At 36.0% G+C, this 20,227-nt stretch carries 18 protein-coding genes, 4 tRNA genes and 2 pseudogenes; 16 read left to right on the top strand and 8 right to left on the bottom strand.

The window, feature by feature from the left end; genetic code table 11:
* The first annotated feature begins 150 nt into the window (after positions 1-150).
* The 4 genes from mnmE to OPR26_RS03405 all read left to right on the top strand — a co-directional run bounded on the left by mnmE (position 151) and on the right by OPR26_RS03405 (position 4,273).
* The gene (gene mnmE / locus OPR26_RS03420; RefSeq protein WP_265016232.1) at positions 151-1,479 is read left to right on the top strand and encodes a tRNA uridine-5-carboxymethylaminomethyl(34) synthesis GTPase MnmE; all 1,329 of its coding nucleotides are present in this window, start codon (positions 151-153) and stop codon (positions 1,477-1,479) included.
* Between the two features lie 47 nt (positions 1,480-1,526).
* Positions 1,527-1,614, top strand: a tRNA-Ser gene (locus OPR26_RS03415).
* 160 nt (positions 1,615-1,774) lie between these two features.
* On the top strand, positions 1,775-2,788 hold the full coding sequence (locus OPR26_RS03410; protein ID WP_265016231.1) for an NAD(P)/FAD-dependent oxidoreductase: 1,014 nt from the start codon (positions 1,775-1,777) through the stop codon (positions 2,786-2,788).
* A gap of 732 nt (positions 2,789-3,520) precedes the next feature.
* Positions 3,521-4,273 (top strand): IS5 family transposase, encoded by a 753-nt coding sequence (locus tag OPR26_RS03405; RefSeq protein WP_264702259.1) that lies wholly within the window; start codon positions 3,521-3,523, stop codon positions 4,271-4,273.
* A gap of 338 nt (positions 4,274-4,611) precedes the next feature.
* On the opposite strand, the gene OPR26_RS03395 is transcribed toward OPR26_RS03405, so the two are convergent.
* Together OPR26_RS03395 and rpmE are read right to left on the bottom strand one after the other, a co-directional pair.
* Positions 4,612-5,406 (bottom strand): NAD kinase, encoded by a 795-nt coding sequence (locus OPR26_RS03395; protein WP_265016230.1) that lies wholly within the window; start codon positions 5,404-5,406, stop codon positions 4,612-4,614.
* A 38-nt stretch (positions 5,407-5,444) separates the two neighbouring features.
* Positions 5,445-5,657: a 50S ribosomal protein L31 gene (rpmE, locus tag OPR26_RS03390; protein ID WP_253302757.1), complete on the bottom strand. Its 213-nt coding sequence runs from the start codon at positions 5,655-5,657 to the stop codon at positions 5,445-5,447.
* Between the two features lie 128 nt (positions 5,658-5,785).
* Between rpmE and fabD the strand changes: the two genes are divergently transcribed.
* Positions 5,786-6,766 carry an ACP S-malonyltransferase gene (fabD, locus tag OPR26_RS03385; RefSeq protein ID WP_265016229.1) on the top strand — a complete coding sequence of 327 codons (981 nt, stop codon included), beginning with the start codon at positions 5,786-5,788 and terminating at the stop codon, positions 6,764-6,766.
* A gap of 39 nt (positions 6,767-6,805) precedes the next feature.
* Here fabD and gpmI read toward each other — a convergent pair whose 3' ends face one another.
* The 3 genes and pseudogenes from gpmI to OPR26_RS07345 all read right to left on the bottom strand — a co-directional run.
* Positions 6,806-8,326 carry a 2,3-bisphosphoglycerate-independent phosphoglycerate mutase gene (gpmI, locus tag OPR26_RS03380; protein ID WP_253302759.1) on the bottom strand — a complete coding sequence of 507 codons (1,521 nt, stop codon included), beginning with the start codon at positions 8,324-8,326 and terminating at the stop codon, positions 6,806-6,808.
* A gap of 33 nt (positions 8,327-8,359) precedes the next feature.
* Positions 8,360-8,431: transfer RNA gene (locus OPR26_RS03375), tRNA-Asn, on the bottom strand.
* Between the two features lie 67 nt (positions 8,432-8,498).
* Positions 8,499-8,783: pseudogene (locus OPR26_RS07345) on the bottom strand (transposase); the annotation flags it as partial.
* A 96-nt stretch (positions 8,784-8,879) separates the two neighbouring features.
* Between OPR26_RS07345 and OPR26_RS03360 the strand changes: the two are divergent.
* Positions 8,880-9,632: an IS5 family transposase gene (locus tag OPR26_RS03360; protein WP_264702259.1), complete on the top strand. Its 753-nt coding sequence runs from the start codon at positions 8,880-8,882 to the stop codon at positions 9,630-9,632.
* Between the two features lie 186 nt (positions 9,633-9,818).
* On the opposite strand, the pseudogene OPR26_RS03355 reads toward OPR26_RS03360, so the two are convergent.
* Positions 9,819-10,149 (bottom strand): annotated as a pseudogene (locus tag OPR26_RS03355) (IS4-like element ISWpi18 family transposase); the annotation flags it as partial.
* A 231-nt stretch (positions 10,150-10,380) separates the two neighbouring features.
* On the opposite strand from OPR26_RS03355, the gene der reads away from it, so the two are divergent.
* From der to OPR26_RS03340, 3 genes are read left to right on the top strand one after another with little or no spacing between them, the layout of a single operon-like run.
* Positions 10,381-11,790, top strand: a complete 1,410-nt coding sequence (der, locus tag OPR26_RS03350; protein WP_265016227.1) for a ribosome biogenesis GTPase Der — start codon at positions 10,381-10,383, stop codon at positions 11,788-11,790.
* On the top strand, positions 11,787-12,308 hold the full coding sequence (locus tag OPR26_RS03345; protein ID WP_265016226.1) for a disulfide bond formation protein B: 522 nt from the start codon (positions 11,787-11,789) through the stop codon (positions 12,306-12,308). The genes der and OPR26_RS03345 overlap by 4 nt, the downstream gene beginning before the upstream one ends.
* Positions 12,283-12,825 (top strand): demethoxyubiquinone hydroxylase family protein, encoded by a 543-nt coding sequence (locus OPR26_RS03340; RefSeq protein WP_265016225.1) that lies wholly within the window; start codon positions 12,283-12,285, stop codon positions 12,823-12,825. The genes OPR26_RS03345 and OPR26_RS03340 overlap by 26 nt, the downstream gene beginning before the upstream one ends.
* Positions 12,826-13,217: 392 nt before the next feature.
* On the opposite strand, the gene OPR26_RS03335 is transcribed toward OPR26_RS03340, so the two are convergent.
* Both OPR26_RS03335 and OPR26_RS03330 read right to left on the bottom strand, forming a co-directional pair.
* A complete protein-coding gene (locus OPR26_RS03335) occupies positions 13,218-13,970 on the bottom strand; it encodes an IS5 family transposase (protein WP_264702259.1) in 753 nt (250 codons plus the stop codon).
* A gap of 702 nt (positions 13,971-14,672) precedes the next feature.
* Positions 14,673-15,465, bottom strand: a protein-coding gene (locus OPR26_RS03330) for an IS5 family transposase (protein WP_264705175.1) whose coding sequence is annotated in 2 segments (ribosomal slippage) — positions 14,673-15,200 and positions 15,202-15,465 — 792 coding nt in all. Because the reading frame shifts where the segments join, the coding sequence is not laid out codon by codon here.
* Positions 15,466-15,573: 108 nt separating this feature from the next.
* Between OPR26_RS03330 and hemF the strand changes: the two genes are divergently transcribed.
* The 7 genes from hemF to sucD all read left to right on the top strand — a co-directional run bounded on the left by hemF (position 15,574) and on the right by sucD (position 20,053).
* Entirely contained in the window at positions 15,574-16,398 is an 825-nt protein-coding gene (gene hemF / locus OPR26_RS03325) for an oxygen-dependent coproporphyrinogen oxidase (protein WP_265016224.1), read from the top strand.
* A 104-nt stretch (positions 16,399-16,502) separates the two neighbouring features.
* A tRNA-Glu gene (locus tag OPR26_RS03320) sits at positions 16,503-16,574 on the top strand.
* A gap of 28 nt (positions 16,575-16,602) precedes the next feature.
* Positions 16,603-17,289 carry a 16S rRNA (uracil(1498)-N(3))-methyltransferase gene (locus OPR26_RS03315; protein ID WP_253302133.1) on the top strand — a complete coding sequence of 229 codons (687 nt, stop codon included), beginning with the start codon at positions 16,603-16,605 and terminating at the stop codon, positions 17,287-17,289.
* Between the two features lie 225 nt (positions 17,290-17,514).
* Positions 17,515-17,588, top strand: a tRNA-Pro gene (locus tag OPR26_RS03310).
* A 199-nt stretch (positions 17,589-17,787) separates the two neighbouring features.
* Positions 17,788-17,988 (top strand): 30S ribosomal protein S21, encoded by a 201-nt coding sequence (gene rpsU, locus OPR26_RS03305; RefSeq protein WP_096617268.1) that lies wholly within the window; start codon positions 17,788-17,790, stop codon positions 17,986-17,988.
* 37 nt (positions 17,989-18,025) lie between these two features.
* A complete protein-coding gene (sucC, locus tag OPR26_RS03300) occupies positions 18,026-19,177 on the top strand; it encodes an ADP-forming succinate--CoA ligase subunit beta (RefSeq protein WP_265016223.1) in 1,152 nt (383 codons plus the stop codon).
* A gap of 3 nt (positions 19,178-19,180) precedes the next feature.
* Positions 19,181-20,053 carry a succinate--CoA ligase subunit alpha gene (sucD, locus tag OPR26_RS03295; RefSeq protein WP_265016222.1) on the top strand — a complete coding sequence of 291 codons (873 nt, stop codon included), beginning with the start codon at positions 19,181-19,183 and terminating at the stop codon, positions 20,051-20,053.
* The last annotated feature ends 174 nt before the right edge of the window (positions 20,054-20,227 follow it).

Below are 20,227 nucleotides of genomic sequence, written 5' to 3'. Positions count from 1 at the left end.
TGACTTTTACAGCTTTTCTATATAATACATTCACTAGTATGATAGTACTGCATTAATATAAACTAGCAAGATAGATAGAAATTTTGAATATTTTCAAATTAGGTATTTTGGTTTCTTAAGTGTAAGATTGCTAAGTAGTTTATATAAATAATGACAAACACAAATGAAACTATTTTCGCTTTATCGACCATATTGGGTAAGTCAGGAGTTGCAGTAATCAGAATTTCAGGCAACTACGCGCTTAAAGCTTTAAATCATTTTCATATTAAGAAAGAAATTAAACCAAGATTTGCTACTTTAGTTGATCTATATGATGATTTCAATCAATTGATAGATAATGGAATAATCATCTATTTCCCTGCTCCAAACAGTTTCACTGGCGAGAATGTTATAGAGTTACAAGTGCATGGAAGTAAGGCAGTCATAAAAATCATCTTGGAGGAATTATCAAAAATTTTCGTTATGGCCAGGCCTGGAGAATTCTCACTTAGGGCTTTTCTAAATGGTAAATTTGACTTAACTCAAATAGAAGGAATTGCAGACTTAATTGATGCTGAGACGAAAATGCAAGCTAAACAAGCGATTAAGCAGATATCAGGAGAATTGGAGAGACTATACAGCAATTGGAGGCAAAGATTGATAACGATACAATCCAAAATCGAAGCATATATAGACTTTCCAGAGGACATTTGGGCAGAAAAAAGTGAATTGGAAAAAATTAATAATGAAGTGCAATCTCTCGTGCGATTGATACAAGAGCATTTAAATGATAATAGACGGGGCGAAAGGTTGCGTGAGGGTTTACATATTGTAATAACTGGTGAACCAAATGTCGGTAAATCAACTCTGTTTAATTTCTTAGCCAAGCGTGATATTGCCATTGTTTCTGAATATGCAGGCACAACAAGAGATATACTTGAAGCTCATATTGACATTGGCGGATACCCAATCATTCTCTCTGATACTGCTGGAATTCGTGAGAGTTCAGACCCGATAGAATCAGAAGGCATAAGTCGAGCAAAAAAGAGGTCTTTTGAAGCTGATTTAAGAATAGAACTATTTCCTTTTGAACAGCGTTATAATATCAATTGCAACGTTGTAAATAGCGATACTATTTATGTATTGAGCAAAGCTGACGATGTTATCAATAATCACAATATAAAAATTAATGGCATAGATCTTTTACCCATTTCTATTCTAAAGGAAATAGGTACAAACAAATTGATCTCTCTCATAAAAGAGAAGGCAGAGGAAAAATTTGGGCGCGATAGAGACACTCCTGTGATTACTCGGCAAAGACATAGGAGTCACATGCAGAAAGCACTGGAACATTTACAACGTTTTAATATCGATAATCCAATTGAGTTGATATCTGAAGATTTGAGGCTTGCTGCATTTGAACTTGGTGCAGTAATTGGAATTATTGATGTTGAGGAAATATTGAGTAGTGTGTTTAGCAACTTTTGCGTGGGCAAGTAAAGCTTTTATAGATTGCTTAAAATAAAATGTTGTGATAGAAAAGAAATGGACGGATGGCCGAGCGGTTTAAGGCACCAGTCTTGAAAACTGACGTACGTGATGAGCGTACCATGGGTTCGAATCCCATTCCGTCCGCACAGCATCTCGCTATGTTAGCTGATTTTTAGAGCTTTATGTGGTTCATAACGCTGGAAATCTTGTCTAATCTAGCCACATCTTTTAAAAATACATCCCTTTGTAAATTGACCTTGTTAGCAAAGAAAGCTAATATCTATAAATAGATCACCATCTGAATATGGAAACCGATATCGTAATAATAGGTGCAGGGCCTGTTGGAATATTCACTGCTTTTCAAGCGGGAATGCTTGATATGAGATGTCACATAATAGATGTTTTGGATCAAGCAGGAGGACAATGCACAGCTCTTTACCCAGAAAAGCCAATATATGATATACCTGGTTATCCTGTAATTACTGCCCAAAAATTAATTGAGCGACTAATGGAGCAATCTTCGCCATTTAAGCCTATTTACCATTTAAGTCAAAAAGTAGAAAAGATTTCGAATAACTGCGATCAAAGCTTTATTATCATAACTAATACAGGCACAGAGGTAAAATGTAAGGCTGTTATTGTTGCTGCAGGTAACGGAATGTTTGAACCTAACCGTCCACCCTTAAGTGGTATATTAGAATATGAAAATAAATCTGTATTTTACAGTGTAAATAAAATTTCTGATTTTCAGGACAAAACTATAGTCATTGCAGGGGGGGGTGATTCTGCAGCTGATTGGACTGTAGAACTTTCTAAAGTTGCAAAGAAAATTTATGTGATACATAGGAGAAAGGAATTTCGCTGCACTCCTGAAACTAGAAATAAATTAGAATCACTTGAAATTGATGGAAAAATAGAACTTGTAGTGCCATATCAATTACATGAACTAGCCGGAAATGACGGGCAGTTGAGCGCAGTGATAGTAAAAAACATTGCCTCTAAGGAAGAAAAAGAAATATCCACTGATTTTTTGCTGCCATTTTTTGGATTGTCAATGAATCTTGGGCCAATAAACAGTTGGGGTATAGAGTTAGAACATGGCCGCATAGTTGTTGATCCGACTACCTTAAAAACCAGTAGAGATAGAATATATGCAATCGGAGATATAGCTACTTATTCAGGCAAACTCAAGTTGATACTAAATGGTTTCGCCGAGAGCGCCATGGCTTGTTATGACATATACAAAGTAATCCACAACTCTCCAGTCAATTTTCAATATTCAACTTCAAAGGGAATTCACGGGAAAGAAAGTGAGTAAATCTAGAATAACCCGGGGCATCTGTTTTCGAAGGCAGTTGCCTAAAACACAAAGATGTTACCCAAGTAGAAACGAAAAAACTTACTTGACAAACTCCGCCAGCCCCCTTATCATAAAACTGAAGCTATTTATTTATCTTCGCAATCTGCAGATTAAAACGACAAAGGGAACTTTGTATTTGGCGTAAATCATGCTTAATTTTTTGCACTATGTGCACCTCATGTCTTTATAAAACTTTTAGGTTTTTACCTATACAAGCCAAAACGCGCTTATAAAGCGTTTAAGACAGTAAAAGACGTCAAATAGACAAGGGAGAATTTGAATACTAGCTACCCTAGGTTTTCTTTGCCTTTTTTTCTGCTTAGTAAATTTCTTAACGTTTATAATTTAGATTAGTTGCGGCTTAAAAGCAGCTAAATTGCAGTGTTTAAGACTTAAAAAACGCCAAATACTGAAAATAGACAATGACTAGGGCTTCTTTTGCCTTTTTTTTCATTTGGTAAATTTCTTAATATTTATAGCAACATGAACTGGGCAGGAAGGTGTCATTCCAGTGCTCCTGTGATGTCATCCCAGTGCTCAGACACTGGGATCCAGTTTTCCATATAATCTCATCGAAAACGTTGTGTTTTAACAACCACTTTCTGTGCTAGGCTCTGTGGACAAAAAATATGAAAAGAGAGAAAAAGATGGTAGTTTAGCCTAATAGGTAAAAAATGGAGAAACTACCATATGCAATATTACATCAAAGAGGAAAATTGGAAACAAATTTTAGAGTTCATAAAAAGCGTAAAAGGAATGCACAGCAAAGATGAAAAACGTTTAAGAATATTCATAGAGGCAGTGTGGTACATAGTGCGAAGTGGTTGCCAATGGAGACTTTTACCAAAAACTTATGGTAATTACAGGAGTATACATAAGCGATTTAAAAGATGGTGTGAAAGAGATGTCTGGAAAAAATTGCTTGAATATACTAAACAAGAGCCTGATTTAGAAGTTGCTATAATCGACGGTACGATCATCCGAGCCCATCCATGTTCATCTGGATATACAAAAAACTCCAAGGATCAAGAAGCTTTAGGGAGGAGCAAAGGTGGCTTTACAACTAAAATACATGCGCTTGTCGATGCACTTGGAAATCCACTTAAATTTACTCTGACTCCTGGTCAAAGAAATGAAATTACGCAGGCACAAGTGTTGACCGAAAGTATCTATAACTCTACTGTAGTAGCTGACAAGGGCTACGATAGCAATGCCTTTGTTACAAGTCTTGAAGACAAGGGATGTACAGTAGTTATTCCGCCAAAACGGAATCGAAAAGTGCAAAGGTATTACGATGAGCATATCTACAAAGAACGTCATTTGATTGAGTGTTTTTTTGGTAAAATTAAAAATTTTAGGCGCATTTTTTCCAGATTTGATAAAACTGCTGAGGTTTTTATGGGTTTTCTCAATTTTGTTGGAGCTCTTGTATGGCTTCTCTAAAATTTTGTCCACAGAGCCTAGCATATTCACTCCAAAATTAATTACTATGCTGGTTAATTACGCTATAGTTATTAAGATGTAGTAAATACCAATTTACAGATAATGTATCTGTTTAGCAGAGTGGCAAAATAAGGTAGACGAGAAAAGACAACTATAGGAACAAATGGGTGTCATCCCAGTGCCCAGACACTGGGATCCAGAAAATTTGATTGTGTACTATACAACATTTTCGATCAAAAGCTGGATTCCAGTGTCAAGCACTGGAATGACATCACAGGGGCACTGGAATTTTTGTTTCAATATTTGTACATTAGCCATGTATCTGAACAGATACATTATTAGTATAGAAATTGTCTATCAAAGATCCTTTCATTCAGAGGGTAATCTTTGTCAAAAAGCAAAGTTATTGTGTTTTCATGGTCTTTTTGTATTTTTATCTGTGATATATTATGAAACTCCTTGTAATCTGATACTACAAGTGCTGGACGGTTTTTTGTGTCGTTAATGTCAATTTGTACGATTGTATCGTTTGATATTAACGCTCCACTCCAATGCCTTGGGTAATAGCTATTGATAGAAGTGAGTGCAAGTAAATTTGAATTTAGCGGCAAGATTGGGCCACCGGCAGAGAAGTTGTATGCAGTGCTGCCTGTGGGGGTAGATAATATTACTCCGTCCCCTCTAAATTTTTCTACTTTTAGCTTATCATTAATAGTAATATTCATCTCTACTATTTGGTTCGCTTTTCTAAAAACGTATACTTCGTTTACTGCTATGTAATGATATCTCTTGCCACTTGTGTCTGTTGCTTCCATTTTTAGCAAAGTTAACTGAGTTGAAGTTGCATGCTCTATATGATCAATTAAATCTTCACTGCAGCTAAAGCATTTATTCATCAAAAACCCAACATTGCCAGTGTTTACTCCGTATACGTGTGTGTTTTTGTTTTCTATAACGTAATTATGCAAGGTGCGTAGCATAAAGCCATCACCGCCAACAACTATCAATAGATCGATTTCGGACTTATTTTCTTCTGTTATATTGATAAAATTAAGTTTCTTTAATAGTTTAGATACTTCCTGCGATTTCGGTGATGGAGAAGCAACATAGCCTATATTTTTGTATTTATGCATGCTTCAGTAAACTCTCTAAAACTTAAAGAGGAGGAAAATTAGAAAATGCTTCCATATTTATCGTTAAACTTAGCTAATTTGCTAGTTTTACTTGCTGACCCGCTTGTCAAGCTTCCAGTCCATGCAGGGTGAGTGAGAGGATCCCTATCGAGTTTTATCCTATTTCCCTCCTTTCCATAAGTGGAACGAGTTTCAAACTCTTGACCGTCTGTCATAACGATGGTAACTTTATGATAATTGATTTCTGTCATTGTTGCTTATAAACTTTTAGTCAGTTAATATTCTAGTGAACTTAATTCACTAAGTCAATCATTATTCTAAAATATTGACAAAAAATAAATAAAGTAGTATATTTAATAAGGAATAAATAATAACTATCATGATTTTTGCTTTCCCTGGTCAAGGCTCTCAGTTTGTAGGAATGGGAAAGAGCTTATATAGTGAGTTTTCCGTTGCAAGACAAGTATTTAATGAAGTGGATAGCATATTAGGTAGAAAGCTGTCTCATTTAATCTTCAACGGTCCTATTGAAGAATTAACCATTACAGAAAATGCTCAGCCAGCTATAATGGCAGTGTCAATCGCGACGCTACGTGTTACCGAGCATGTGTTTGGTGAATCTCTTTTTTCTAATTATGGAATTAAATATGTTTGTGGGCATTCAGTCGGTGAATATACAGCGCTATGCGCTGCAGGGGCATTGACTCTTGAGTCTGCAGTCAAGCTGCTAAAAGTTCGCAGCGAAGCAATGCATGAGGCTTCAGTGAAATGTAAAGGCGGAATGGTCGCATTGCTTGGAGCAGAGATAAGTGAAGTAGAAGATATATTGAAATCAGCTCAAATTGAAGGAATTTGTGAAATTGCAAACGATAACGGTGGCGGACAAGTGGTTATAAGTGGCACTAGAGAAGCTCTTGGAATGTTACCTGATTTATTCAAAAACTCGAGTGTGAGGAAATTAATTAAATTACAGGTTAGTGGGCCTTTTCATTCATCTCTTATGAAACCTGCTGATGAAAAAGTTTTGGAATTTTTGGAGGGTATTAAAATAACCCGTCCTATAGTTCCTTTGATATCAAATGTTACAGCTAAAGAGGAGAGTGATCCCAAAGTTATAAAAACTTTGCTTGCTAAACAAGTCATAAGCAGAGTGAGATGGAGAGAAATGGTTTTGTATATGGCAAGCCATGGCATTAACAAATTTGTTGAAATTGGCCCTAATAAAGTTTTATCTAATTTGGTCAAAAGAATTGACCAATCTATCAGTACAAAAAATATAGATAGTATTGGTGATATTGACAGCTTCTTTAATGAATCATTAGTACTAACAGCGAAAAATTTAAAAGTTGGATTAAGTTAAAACACATCTATTTGATGTCATTCCGGTGCATAACGCTGCCTAGCTGGAATGACAGAGGGTAATGCAAGAAATCAACGAACTGCCTGTCATTTCATCCGGTTTCTTAATTCCAAGTAGCTGTAAAATAGTAGGGGCAATATCAGATAACCTTCCGTCTCTTAGTTTTAGATTATCGCAAGACACAATAAATGGCACTTTATTTAGAGTGTGTGCTGTATGAGGTGTATTATTTTCTTCATCGAACATGCATTCCACATTACCATGGTCTGCAGTAACAATTAATGCGGTGTTGCTTGACTTTTTAACAGCACTCAGCACTTTTGCAAGACAATCATCTACAGCTAGCACAGCTTTCTCGGCTGCTTTTATATTACCTGTATGCCCTACCATATCAGGATTAGCGTAATTTACAACTATCAGTGCAAATTCTTGGGAGTGAATTTTTTCTACAAGCTTTTCTGTGAGCTTGAAGGCTGACATTTCGGGCTGCAAATCATAAGTTTGAACTTTTGGTGAGGGAATAAGTATTCTTTCTTCACCAGAGAAAAGTTCTTCTTTCCCACAATTGAAAAAGAAAGTCACATGAGCGTATTTCTCGGTTTCAGCGATACGTAATTGTTGCAATTTATTGTCTGCTATTACCTGTCCTAAAGTGTTAGCAAAAGATATAGGAGGAAAAATATAAGGAATTTTGAGATCTTCTTTATATTTCATCATGCTTAAAATTGAAGAGAGTTTTGCTATTTCAGTATGGTTTGTTTTACTAAGCAAAATACTTGCTAATTGTATCATTCGATCAGCACGAAAGTTAGCCAACAGCACTCCATCTTCTGGTTCTATACCTTGATATTCACCTATTACTGCGGGTTTTATAAACTCATCAGTTATGTTATTTTGATAATTTTCATCAATCAACGATACTGCATTATCATGACGAGGTGCCTTTGCAAATGCGATAGCCTCATAAGCTTCAATTGTTCTCTCCCACCTGTTATCACGGTCCATAGCATAATAACGCCCGGAAACAGTAGCAATTCTTATGTCATTATTCTTTATATTCTCTTCAAATTCTTGAATGCATTTTTTTCCTGAATTCGGCAATGTGTCTCTGCCATCTAAAAATGCATGTATCACCACTTTGATTCCATGCTGTGATATTTTGTTTGCTAAAGTTGAAATATGCTTTTGATGCGAATGAACACCGCCATCTGACACCAATCCCACTAGATGGCATATACCATTCTTACTTTTTAGATCATTAATAAAACTTTGTAGATTTACATTGTTTTCTATTGTTCCGATTTCTTGATTAATACGCTGAAGGCTTTGCATTACCACTCTACCGCTGCCAATATTCATATGGCCAACTTCTGAATTACCTATTTGACCACCAGGTAACCCAACATCAGCTCCACAGGCGGATAAACTGCATTTTGGATAATTAGAGCTAATATATTGCCAGCAGGGTGGATTTGCGTTGCTGATAGCATTGTATTTACTGCTTTCTACTCCATTTCCCCAGCCATCTAGTATACATAAAACGACTGATTTAATGCCCATATAAGATTAACACTAGAATTTCATAGAGAAGAGCTCCCCGGGCCGGATTCGAACCAGCGACCAATTGGTTAACAGCCAACTGCTCTACCACTGAGCTACCGAGGAATAAACCGTCTTTAATTTATCACGTTGAACGTTGATTGTAAACGTTTTTTGTACACTTTGTAAGAGCCTGTTCAAATTCACTTCGCTTTATTACTTCAACAGTTGCACCAAAATTCTCTCCTATATAGCCCGCATCAACCAGTATATTTTTAACTCCAGAAAGGTTTTCTTTTGCATTATTGACCATCCTCACAGCACTGCTGCGGTCAGTTGTTCCTGCAGTTGTTACATAAATTGCATGTCTTGAGTATCAACTGCGATATGGCTCTGAGATTTTTTTACCAGCGTCATAGCCTTTTTCTTCAGCAGTATCTGCGTTCTTTACACTCTGAGCATCAATTATGTACAGGTTCTTAGCTATATTTCTAGGCTCTGTGGACAAAAAATATGAAAAGAGAGAAAAAGATGGTAGTTTAGCCTAATAGGTAAAAAATGGAGAAACTACCATATGCAATATTACATCAAAGAGGAAAATTGGAAACAAATTTTAGAGTTCATAAAAAGCGTAAAAGGAATGCACAGCAAAGATGAAAAACGTTTAAGAATATTCATAGAGGCAGTGTGGTACATAGTGCGAAGTGGTTGCCAATGGAGACTTTTACCAAAAACTTATGGTAATTACAGGAGTATACATAAGCGATTTAAAAGATGGTGTGAAAGAGATGTCTGGAAAAAATTGCTTGAATATACTAAACAAGAGCCTGATTTAGAAGTTGCTATAATCGACGGTACGATCATCCGAGCCCATCCATGTTCATCTGGATATACAAAAAACTCCAAGGATCAAGAAGCTTTAGGGAGGAGCAAAGGTGGCTTTACAACTAAAATACATGCGCTTGTCGATGCACTTGGAAATCCACTTAAATTTACTCTGACTCCTGGTCAAAGAAATGAAATTACGCAGGCACAAGTGTTGACCGAAAGTATCTATAACTCTACTGTAGTAGCTGACAAGGGCTACGATAGCAATGCCTTTGTTACAAGTCTTGAAGACAAGGGATGTACAGTAGTTATTCCGCCAAAACGGAATCGAAAAGTGCAAAGGTATTACGATGAGCATATCTACAAAGAACGTCATTTGATTGAGTGTTTTTTTGGTAAAATTAAAAATTTTAGGCGCATTTTTTCCAGATTTGATAAAACTGCTGAGGTTTTTATGGGTTTTCTCAATTTTGTTGGAGCTCTTGTATGGCTTCTCTAAAATTTTGTCCACAGAGCCTAGTTATTATCAGAAGATATGAATACTACCTCTAGTCAAAATATGTGTTTTCTAACCCTTTTTTGATAATTGAACGAACGAAGATAAGGTACCTTATTGCGATCAACTTTTCTTCCTTTTCTTACCACCAAAGTGTTCATCAAAAATAGTTTTATCCATAATGCAATCAATGTCTGATTCCGTAGCAAAAATGTCGAAAGCCAAAGCAAGTTTTAAATTTTGGTCTTGGTAGTACAAGGAAACCACACCTTCGTTAATTTCTGAAAATGCACTGTGTTTCATTTTTTTTCTTGCTTGACTAAAAGCACTAGCAGTAACGGTATAGTCTTTTTTCCTATATAAAATAAATTCGTTCTTGCAGCGACTTTACACTTTTTCTTAAAATTAAGATAAATATGTCAATAAAAGATACCTTCCTCTTTCTCATAAAATCTTTTGAAGATGATTTATGGGATTCTATAAATTCTAGGCTTGCCAATTCATTTTGAATAAATTTTATTACTCCCTTTTTTACTCATACTACCTTTAAACTTATTGGTATACATCATTATCCCATAAAATCTATCTTTTTTCCTTAACTTAATGGCAGTGGGCCTACCATATACCCCCATACTTGACATAATAAAACAAGAAATTCTAGTTATAGTGTGCTCGCGTGATCTATAAAGTCAATAGTTAAATTGCAAGATTTCGGTTATAATTTACTGTGTATAGAAGGTGCTCTTAAATTATGCTAAAAATCGCTATAGTAGGCCTACCAAATGCTGGTAAATCAACTCTTTTTAATAGATTGGTGGGAAGAAAAGCAGCGGTAGTCAGCAATATTCCAGGGGTCACACGAGATAGAAGAGAAGGAATAGGCAGAATTAGCGATTTGGAGTTTAAAGTTATAGATACAGGAGGATGGAACGACCAAACTAATTTTTCACTACAAGTTATTGAACAAATCGAATTTTCTTTATTGAGTACAGATATAATTTTCTTTCTTGTTGATGCAAAAGTGCAAAGTGAGCGAAACAAAGAATTTGCAAAGTGGCTGAAGAGAAAAATAAATAAACCTGTGATACTGATAGCAAATAAATGCGAGAGTCATAAGTCTGAAAATGTTGATTATTTGCAGTTTTTTGATTTTCTTGGCCCGGTATACATCTCAGCTGAACATAATCTTGGCATGGTTGATCTTTATGATGCGTTGGCTAGTGTTATTGAAAATATCAGTGCAAATAGTCCTCCTTTCGGTGTCATTCCAGTGCTTGACACTGGAATCCAGAAAAAAAATAGTATGGATCCCAGTGTCAAGCACTGGGATGACAATAAGAGCTCTAATGAGTCCGGTAAATTAAGAATTTCGATAATCGGTCGCCCAAACGTAGGCAAGTCAACTTTTTTAAATGGTTTACTTGCAGAAAACAGACTAATAACAAGTTCAGAGCCAGGCACCACACGTGATTCTGTAGATATTGTATATGATCATAATGGAGAGTTAATTACTCTAATTGACACTGCCGGAATCCGCAGAAAGGCGAATGTTATAGATGGCTTAGAATCAAGATTTGTTGAAAAAAGCTTAGAATCAATCAAGCGCTCTCATGTGGTAGTTTTAATGCTAGACTCCCTGCTTGGTATTGAGCAGCAGGATTTATCAATTGGTGAAGCTGCAATTAAGGGAGGGAAAGGGATTATTGTTGTTTTAAATAAGTGGGATTTAATAGGTAAGGATGACAGAAGTAAGTTAATAAAATTTGTCAAACAACAGGAAGTGACTCGGTTATTCTTGGAAGTGCCAACTATAACAGTTTCTGCGTTAAAAGGCATGCGCTGCGGTGATGTGATAGATAAGTGTCTTGAAGTGAGTGAATCTTTGAACAAGAAAGTCAGCACTGCAAAACTGAATAAGTGGCTAATTAATGCTTTAGATAGGCACTCTCATCCGCTTGTAAAAGGCAAAGCAGTTAAAATGAAGTATATCGCTCAAATTGGTACTAAACCTCCAGCTTTTTCTTTGATATGTAACATACCTGAAAGTATTGATGAAAGTTATAAACGCTATTTAATTAATGACCTTAGAAAAAATTTCTTCGTAGATGGTGTGCCAGTTAGGCTACTTTTGAAAAAAAATAAAAATCCCTATGCAAAATGAATACTCTGCTTTATACTTTCAGAGGTAATTTACTTAAAGTCGTGTGTAATAACTCCAGAATTCCTACAATCTTTCTGCTATTAAGTGCTTTTGCTCTAATTTTTGCATATGTGCTAGAATATTTTTTCAACATGCTGCCATGCAAGTTATGTACATACGAGCGGGTAGTTTACTATGTTGCAGGGTTACTTGCAGTAGTATGCATGCTTAAAGACAACAAAATTCTAATCTATGCAATGTTTTGCAGTTATCTCGTAGGTGCAATAATATCTTTTTATCATGTAGGCCTTGAACTCCACTTATTTCATGATGTTTTAGGTTGTACAGAGCAAGCAAGTGGTAACGTTAGTATAGAAGAGCTCAGAAATAATCTACTAAACCCTAATTACTCTCCATCTTGTGACAGACCTCATTATGTTCTAGGTGTTTCTTTAGCAACATGGAATTTAATTTATCTCATAGTAGCTCTGTTCGTATCAGGTAAGGTGTATTGTGGAGAAAGGAAGAAATCTAAATAATTTAAGGTACAGCAACAATCGGTTCTTGCAACAGGCAATTAGAGTAGATCATGCTGGAGAATATGGAGCTATTTGCATTTATTCTGGTCAAAAATTTATTCTTAAAAAATCTTCTATAATCAATGAAATAATTGAAATGGAAGAGCAGGAAAAAAAGCATTTTCACTATTTTAATGAGAAAATCAAAGAGCAAAAAGTTCGTCCTACTGTTTTGTTGCCAGTTTGGCGTGTGTTAGGAGTGTCACTTGGCGTTGCAACTGCCATTATGGGCAAAAAAGCTGCTATGGCTTGCACTGCTGCAGTTGAAGAAGTTATAGGGGAGCACTACAAAGAGCAAGTTTCACATTTAGAAGATGGGGAATTAAGAGAGACTATAAGTAAATTCCGCGATGAGGAGCTAGAACACAGAGATATTGCAATTCAGCACAATGCTGAAAGCGCATTTGGCTACAACATTTTATCTTCATTCATAAAAACAGGCTGCAAAACTGCTATTTACTTGTCCAAGTTAATTTAACTAAGCAGCTTTCTTAAAGTGTTTTTAATGTTATGATGACAACAGAAACCAGGAAGAAATTCAATTGTAACAATTATTTTATAACTATATTTACATATCACCATTATTAATAAATAATTAGTATTTGTAAATTAACTACATTTAAAGTATAGAACGTAAAGGAGGCAAAAGTGCGTTTTAATTTAGAACCAGGAGATACTGCTTGTGATAGTAGAAGTAAGCTCGTAGCTGTCAAAATAAATAACGAAGAAAGAATTAACTTACCTTTCACATCTTACGTTTTCGATAAGGATCATTTTGTCATATCTAACTTTAGACACAATCCGATGAACAGCATACTAACCAATTTATCTCAAGGACTACAATTAAAGCTAGGCTCTGTGGACAAAATTTTAGAGAAGCCATACAAGAGCTCCAACAAAATTGAGAAAACCCATAAAAACCTCAGCAGTTTTATCAAATCTGGAAAAAATGCGCCTAAAATTTTTAATTTTACCAAAAAAACACTCAATCAAATGACGTTCTTTGTAGATATGCTCATCGTAATACCTTTGCACTTTTCGATTCCGTTTTGGCGGAATAACTACTGTACATCCCTTGTCTTCAAGACTTGTAACAAAGGCATTGCTATCGTAGCCCTTGTCAGCTACTACAGTAGAGTTATAGATACTTTCGGTCAACACTTGTGCCTGCGTAATTTCATTTCTTTGACCAGGAGTCAGAGTAAATTTAAGTGGATTTCCAAGTGCATCGACAAGCGCATGTATTTTAGTTGTAAAGCCACCTTTGCTCCTCCCTAAAGCTTCTTGATCCTTGGAGTTTTTTGTATATCCAGATGAACATGGATGGGCTCGGATGATCGTACCGTCGATTATAGCAACTTCTAAATCAGGCTCTTGTTTAGTATATTCAAGCAATTTTTTCCAGACATCTCTTTCACACCATCTTTTAAATCGCTTATGTATACTCCTGTAATTACCATAAGTTTTTGGTAAAAGTCTCCATTGGCAACCACTTCGCACTATGTACCACACTGCCTCTATGAATATTCTTAAACGTTTTTCATCTTTGCTGTGCATTCCTTTTACGCTTTTTATGAACTCTAAAATTTGTTTCCAATTTTCCTCTTTGATGTAATATTGCATATGGTAGTTTCTCCATTTTTTACCTATTAGGCTAAACTACCATCTTTTTCTCTCTTTTCATATTTTTTGTCCACAGAGCCTAGAAAAAGCAGGAGATGATTATAATCTAGCTTTGGTTAATGATTCAGGTCAATATTATTACTTCTATTACCATGATCCAAACACTGTAAAAATTGCTACTTTCGATTCCATACCTAGCAATTTCATAGAATATCGAGGTCATGAGTACATTTACTCTTATACTAACGAATGTTCAATCAACCTTGTACCGTTAATAAAGAGTAAGGTCCTGATAGATCCAAAAGATATAATGAGTAGTGAAGACATAAATCTTATTTTAAAAGAACTTGAAAGTTCACCTGATAAAAGGCTTAGAATAAGCGCTGGAGAAAATTTTTTAATATCGCACAATTACAAGAGTGTCAAAATATATAATCCCTCTAATAATTCTATAGGAATATTGAACAATATTGCTGCTAGTTTTAATAATGAAAAGCTGCTGTTATCCTCTAGAAATGCTACAGTTGTAACAGATGAGTTTGGCACTAATCTTAAAAGAACTAACCCCCGCTTTAGAATAAAAAGATTAAATAACGACAATTATGTTGGATGCATATTAAGTGAATATGGTAAATGTGAGAGATTTTATGCTCTGACACCTGAGAGCTTTGAACAAGACGAGCATCTTCTCTTAGAACCTGTTCATAATCTTTTGAGGAACAAAGCAGTGAAAGCAAGAACTACCATTTGCAAGCTGGTGTTGAGTTTACGCTCGCAATTTTTCCATAACCGTCTACATTTTTCCAACCAAGCAAAAGAACGCTCTACAACCCATCTTTTTGGCAATACAGCAAAGGTATGTAATTCACTGCGTTTTATTACCTCAACAGTTGCACCAATAGTTGCTTTTATTTGTGTTGCAAAATTCTCTCCCGTATAGCCTGCATCAACCAGTACATTTTTAACTCCCGAGAGGTTTTCTTTTGCATTTTCTACCATTCTCACAGCACTGCTACGGTCAGTTATCTCTGCTGTTGTTACATAAATTGCATGTGGCAAACCTTGCGTATCTACTGCAATATGGCGTTTTATTCCTGAAATCTTTTTGCCTGCATCGTAGCCTTTTTCTTCAGCAGTATCTGCATTTTTTACACTCTGTGCATCAATTATGCAGAAGCTGGTTTTTTCTTTCCGACCATTGTTTTGTCGGACTACGCCAACTATTTTTTTTTAACACCAGCTCCAGAACACTTTCTTTATTTGCATCTGGTTTTTCACTCCACTTCTTAAAATAGTCGTAACAATTGCGCCATTTTGGAAACTCTTTTGGTAGCATTCTCCACTGACAACCGCTTTTCAGAACGTATAACACTCCACAAAATACATCATACAAATCAAGTTTTCTTGGTTTTGTTTTTTTTCTACAGGACTCTAGATCTGGTAATATAATCTCAAATCTTTCCCGACTTATATTACTTGGGTATAAACTCCTCATATATCCTAACTTATATGCATTATCTCTTAGTTTATTCCTTTCTTGAGATCATGTACAGGTTCTTAAATATCAGATATAACAATGTTAATAAGCTAGCGAAAGGATATTATGGAAAAACAAAGAACACAAGCATTTAAGTGGTTCTGTGCACTAAGAGATAAGATCATAGAATCTTTCTTATTAATTGAAAAACAATCATCCGTAGAGCCAAAGATCGAAAAAAGAAAGTGGGATCGCCCAGGTGGTGGAGGTGGTGAATCTACAATTATTTTTGGCAATGTTTTTGAAAAAGTTGGAGTAAACGTTTCAAAAGTACACGGAAAATTTGCAGATTCAGCCATCAATGAAATTCCTGGTGCAAGTGAAAGTAACGGAGAGTTCTGGGCAAGCGGTATATCTTTAGTGTCTCATATGCAATCGCCCCTTATCCCTGCAGCACATATGAACACAAGGCTGATATATACTTCAAAACAATGGTTTGGTGGAGGGATGGATTTTACGCCAATATATAAAAATGAAGAAGATTGCAAGTATATTCATGAATCAATCAAAATGACATGTGATAGATTTGACACCGGATATTATCCAAAATTTAAAGAGCAATGTGACAACTATTTTTTCTTACAACACAGAAAAGAGCCGCGTGGCATTGGTGGTATTTTCTATGATAATCTGAGTTCTGGCAATTGGAGAAATGATTTTGAGTTCACAAAAGCAGTAGGTGAAGCCTTTTTGGAAATTTATTTGCACATCATACGTAAACATATACAAAAATCTTGGACAAAAGAACAACGAGAAAATCAATTAATAAAACGTGGCAGATATGTAGAATTCAATCTGTTATACGATCGTGGCACAAGGTTTGGTTTAATGACTGACGGCAATCCAGATGCAATTATGATGTCAATGCCACCACTTGTTAAGTGGGTGTAAATCACTCTTATTATAAATTGGGATTTCACAAAAACTACTTGTGTCGTAAAACAATTGAATTGACTTTATGTGCATAATCAATATAACTTGAATTAATTCGCATTGACTCTTTCGTCTAGTGGTTAGGACACCACCCTTTCACGGTGGTAACACGGGTTCAAATCCCGTAAGAGTCACTCAAGTAGAATATAATTAAAGTTTTGAATGGGAAAAATTAGGCTTTATGTTGAAGAAGCTTTATCACAAGGCGTGAGTTTAGCACTTAATCCACAACAAAGTCACTATATTTGCAATGTAATGCGGCTTAAGAAGTATGATAATCTCTCTCTTTTTAATGGAAAGGATGGAGAATGGTTAGGAGAAGTAGTTAATATATCGCGTAAATTGACAGAAGTCACACTCAAAGAATGCACTAAACAACAGCAACATGAGGAAAATTTATACTTATATTGTGCCATGGTAAAAAGTGCCGCTTTGAACAACATAGTAAGACAGGCAACTGAAATGGGAGTAACCTGCATTCAATTTATTTCAACGGAACGTACAGTAGTAAAAAACATTAACCTAAGTAGAGCAAAATTACAGGCAATCGAAGCTGCGGAACAATCCGGTAGGATGAGTATACCAGAGATTTTGCCTCCTATTAATTTTTGTGAGTTGCCTGATTCCCAGAGTAAAAATTTTGTTTTATGTGATGAAACAGGTAAAGCTGATAAAGTGCTGAAAGGTAAGAAAAATGTTGCTATTATTGTTGGCCCTGAAGGTGGTTTTTCATCTTATGAACTTGATCTTGCCGATAAGTTTTGTCAAAAATTGAGTCTAGGAAAAAGAATTTTAAGGGTCGATACTGCTGTAGTTGCTGCACTAACTTTCACCAATTGGTGTAGCTAGATTTTTAAATATGGCTAAGGTTTGGGCCATAGAGAAATCTGATTCAGTGTTGCACGCGCTAACTGTACAAACTCTATAGGCCGCCTGCGAAGCAGTTTGCTACTAAAGAGGAGCTAATAAAAAACATATTCTAAGATAATATTAAATCTTATATTATATTTTTTCTAAAATAAACAAATGAATCTTGCATTTTGCCTGAGTTATTGATACTCTGAGTAAAGAAGTCGGGGCGTAGCGCAGCCTGGTAGCGCATTTGGTTTGGGACCAAAGGGTCGGGAGTTCAAATCTCTCCGCCCCGATGTTAGTACGATTGTAAGAACGCTGTAACATAAGAGCAATTTCCATCAGTAAGCAAGTAGCTGACACTGGAATGACATCATTTGCCATGTAAATTACGGCATATTACATTTTAACGCTCAAGTTTATAAAATAATTGACAATGTTAGTTTTCTAATTTATAAATAAATTTTGAAATGATTACCGAAGGAGGTATAGAGTTTGATTGAAGTATCAGTCCATTATGGTGATGTAGATAGAGCTCTTCCAGTATTGAAAAAAACAATTCAAAAGGAAGGAAGAGGGTTGAAAATGAAAAAACAATATCATGAAAAAAAATCAGAAAAAACAGCTAAAAAGAAAGCTGAAGCGAGAAAAAAGAGGCACCAGCAAGAATGCAGAAGGCAGCGTTATGGTTGGTAGTTTGTACTCAAGTTAATAGTTTATCATTGGTTATTTTATGAATATTCACGAATATCAAGCGAAAGAAGTTTTGCATAAATTTAATGTCCCAGTGCCAAAAGGTTTTGTTGCTACATCTGTGGAAGAAGTAAAGACTCAAGTAAGTCAATTAAAATCTGACGTGTTCGTGGTTAAAGCTCAAATTCATGCAGGTGGTAGGGGTAAAGCTGGTGGCGTAAAGCTAGCAAAGTCAGTTGAAGAAGCTCAACAGTTTGTAAAGGACATGATTGGTATGACTTTAGTTACTCATCAAACAGGGCCAAGCGGGCAGCAAGTAAGAAAAGTGTACGTTGAAGAAGGCTCAAGCATTAAGAAAGAGTATTATTTAAGCCTGGTAATCGACCCGAAGCTCAGTAGGCCAATATTCATATTTTCCTCAGAAGGTGGAATGGACATCGAAGAAGTGGCAAAAAATTCTCCTGCAAAAATTGTGAAATTTGATATTGATTCTGCTACAAGTTTTGATAGCAGCAAGTTAAGCAGCAGTTTTCATTTGAGTCCAGAACAAATAGAAAAGATATCAAATATTACAAAAAAAATATATGATGCATTTATTGCAACTGACGCGAGCCAAATTGAAATTAATCCACTGGTTGAAACAAATTCTGGAGATTTTATTGCGCTCGATGCAAAAATTAATTTCGATGATAATGCTTTATATCGTCACCCAGAAATTATGGAACTTCGTGATTATGATGAAGAAGTAAAAGAAGAGATAGAGGCTTCAAAGTATGGGCTCAGTTACATCAAAATGGATGGCAGTATTGGTTGCATGGTAAACGGCGCAGGTCTTGCCATGGCAACAATGGATATAATAAAATACTACGGAGCAGAGCCTGCTAACTTTTTGGATGTTGGTGGTGGAGCGAGTAAAGAAACTGTAACTGAAGCATTTAAAATCATATTGTCTGATAGCAACGTAAAAGGAATTCTGGTTAACATATTTGGTGGTATAATGCATTGCGATATTATCGCAAGTGGAATTGTTGCTGCTGCAAAAGAAATGAGCATTAAAGTTCCTTTAGTGGTTAGGTTATCAGGTACTAATTTTGAGGAAGGAAAAAAAATCTTAGAAGAGTCAGGATTAAATATTATTGCTGCAGATGAACTGGGTGATGCTGCGCAAAAGATAGTAAAAGAGGTAAAATAAAGCATGTCCGTTTTAGTAAATAAAGATACAAGATTAATATGCCAGGGTTTTACTGGTGCACAAGGTACGTTTCATTCAGAGCAAGCTATTGACTACGGGACAAAAATGGTTGGCGGTGTAACTCCTGGAAAGGGTGGTAGCACTCACCTTAATTTACCGGTTTTTAATACTGTAGCAGAAGCTAGAGAAAAAACTGATGCGAATGCCACGGTAATATATGTACCTGCTAAATTTGCTGCTGCTGCAATACTTGAAGCAATAGATGCAAAAATAGAATTGATAGTTTGTATTACAGAGGGCATTCCTATACTTGATATGGTGAAAGTTAAGCGCGCGCTTGTTGATTCAAAAAGTCGATTGGTTGGTCCCAACTGCCCGGGAATTATTACGCCTGAAGAGTGCAAAATAGGAATTATGCCTGGCCATATCCATAAGCGTGGACACATAGGAATTATGTCTCGCTCCGGAACTTTAACTTACGAGGCAGTAGCACAAACAACCGCTGTTGGTCTTGGTCAATCCACGTGTATCGGAATTGGGGGGGATCCAGTTCATGGTATGACATTTGTCGACTGTATGGAGCTCTTTTTAAAAGATGACGATACTCATGGTATTGTAGTTATTGGTGAAATAGGTGGAAACGAAGAAGAAGATGTATCACATTTTGTGAAAACAGAAAAAACTAAAAAGCCAATCGTTGGTTTTGTAGCAGGTCAAACAGCACCTCCAGGAAGACGTATGGGACACGCTGGAGCAATCATCTCTTCCAGTGGTGGAAGTGCTGGTGCAAAACTAGAAGTTATGCGGAGCGCCGGGATTGCAATTGCTGAAACCCCTGCAGTGATTGGTAAGAAGGTATTGGAAGTAATACATTAGTGCCTAATCTAAAACGCAGCTGTACGAACGTTGTGATTTGAGGAGCAGTTTCTGCTAGAAAGGGTGTCACTCAAGTAGCCGACACTGGTTCACTCTATAATGGTGTCATCCGAGTAGCTTGACTACTTGGATTCAGGAAAGTTTGCTTGTAAGCAAGCAAACTGATTTGGTGAG

The sequence above is a fragment of the Wolbachia endosymbiont (group A) of Anoplius nigerrimus genome (genome assembly GCF_947251795.1).
In the GTDB taxonomy this organism is placed as follows: domain Bacteria; phylum Pseudomonadota; class Alphaproteobacteria; order Rickettsiales; family Anaplasmataceae; genus Wolbachia.
This window is presented reverse-complemented; position numbering and strand designations above follow the sequence as displayed.

Excerpts from the sequence above, each read along its gene's own strand:
- mnmE (WP_265016232.1), top strand. The coding sequence starts at position 151 with ATGACAAACACAAATGAAACTATTTTCGCTTTATCGACCATATTGGGT.
- OPR26_RS03410 (WP_265016231.1), top strand. The coding sequence starts at position 1,775 with ATGGAAACCGATATCGTAATAATAGGTGCAGGGCCTGTTGGAATATTC.
- OPR26_RS03405 (WP_264702259.1), top strand. The coding sequence starts at position 3,521 with ATGCAATATTACATCAAAGAGGAAAATTGGAAACAAATTTTAGAGTTC.
- OPR26_RS03395 (WP_265016230.1), bottom strand. The coding sequence starts at position 5,406 with ATGCATAAATACAAAAATATAGGCTATGTTGCTTCTCCATCACCGAAA.
- rpmE (WP_253302757.1), bottom strand. The coding sequence starts at position 5,657 with ATGACAGAAATCAATTATCATAAAGTTACCATCGTTATGACAGACGGT.
- fabD (WP_265016229.1), top strand. The coding sequence starts at position 5,786 with ATGATTTTTGCTTTCCCTGGTCAAGGCTCTCAGTTTGTAGGAATGGGA.
- gpmI (WP_253302759.1), bottom strand. The coding sequence starts at position 8,326 with ATGGGCATTAAATCAGTCGTTTTATGTATACTAGATGGCTGGGGAAAT.
- OPR26_RS03360 (WP_264702259.1), top strand. The coding sequence starts at position 8,880 with ATGCAATATTACATCAAAGAGGAAAATTGGAAACAAATTTTAGAGTTC.
- der (WP_265016227.1), top strand. The coding sequence starts at position 10,381 with ATGCTAAAAATCGCTATAGTAGGCCTACCAAATGCTGGTAAATCAACT.
- OPR26_RS03345 (WP_265016226.1), top strand. The coding sequence starts at position 11,787 with ATGAATACTCTGCTTTATACTTTCAGAGGTAATTTACTTAAAGTCGTG.
- OPR26_RS03335 (WP_264702259.1), bottom strand. The coding sequence starts at position 13,970 with ATGCAATATTACATCAAAGAGGAAAATTGGAAACAAATTTTAGAGTTC.
- hemF (WP_265016224.1), top strand. The coding sequence starts at position 15,574 with ATGGAAAAACAAAGAACACAAGCATTTAAGTGGTTCTGTGCACTAAGA.
- OPR26_RS03315 (WP_253302133.1), top strand. The coding sequence starts at position 16,603 with ATGGGAAAAATTAGGCTTTATGTTGAAGAAGCTTTATCACAAGGCGTG.
- sucC (WP_265016223.1), top strand. The coding sequence starts at position 18,026 with ATGAATATTCACGAATATCAAGCGAAAGAAGTTTTGCATAAATTTAAT.
- sucD (WP_265016222.1), top strand. The coding sequence starts at position 19,181 with ATGTCCGTTTTAGTAAATAAAGATACAAGATTAATATGCCAGGGTTTT.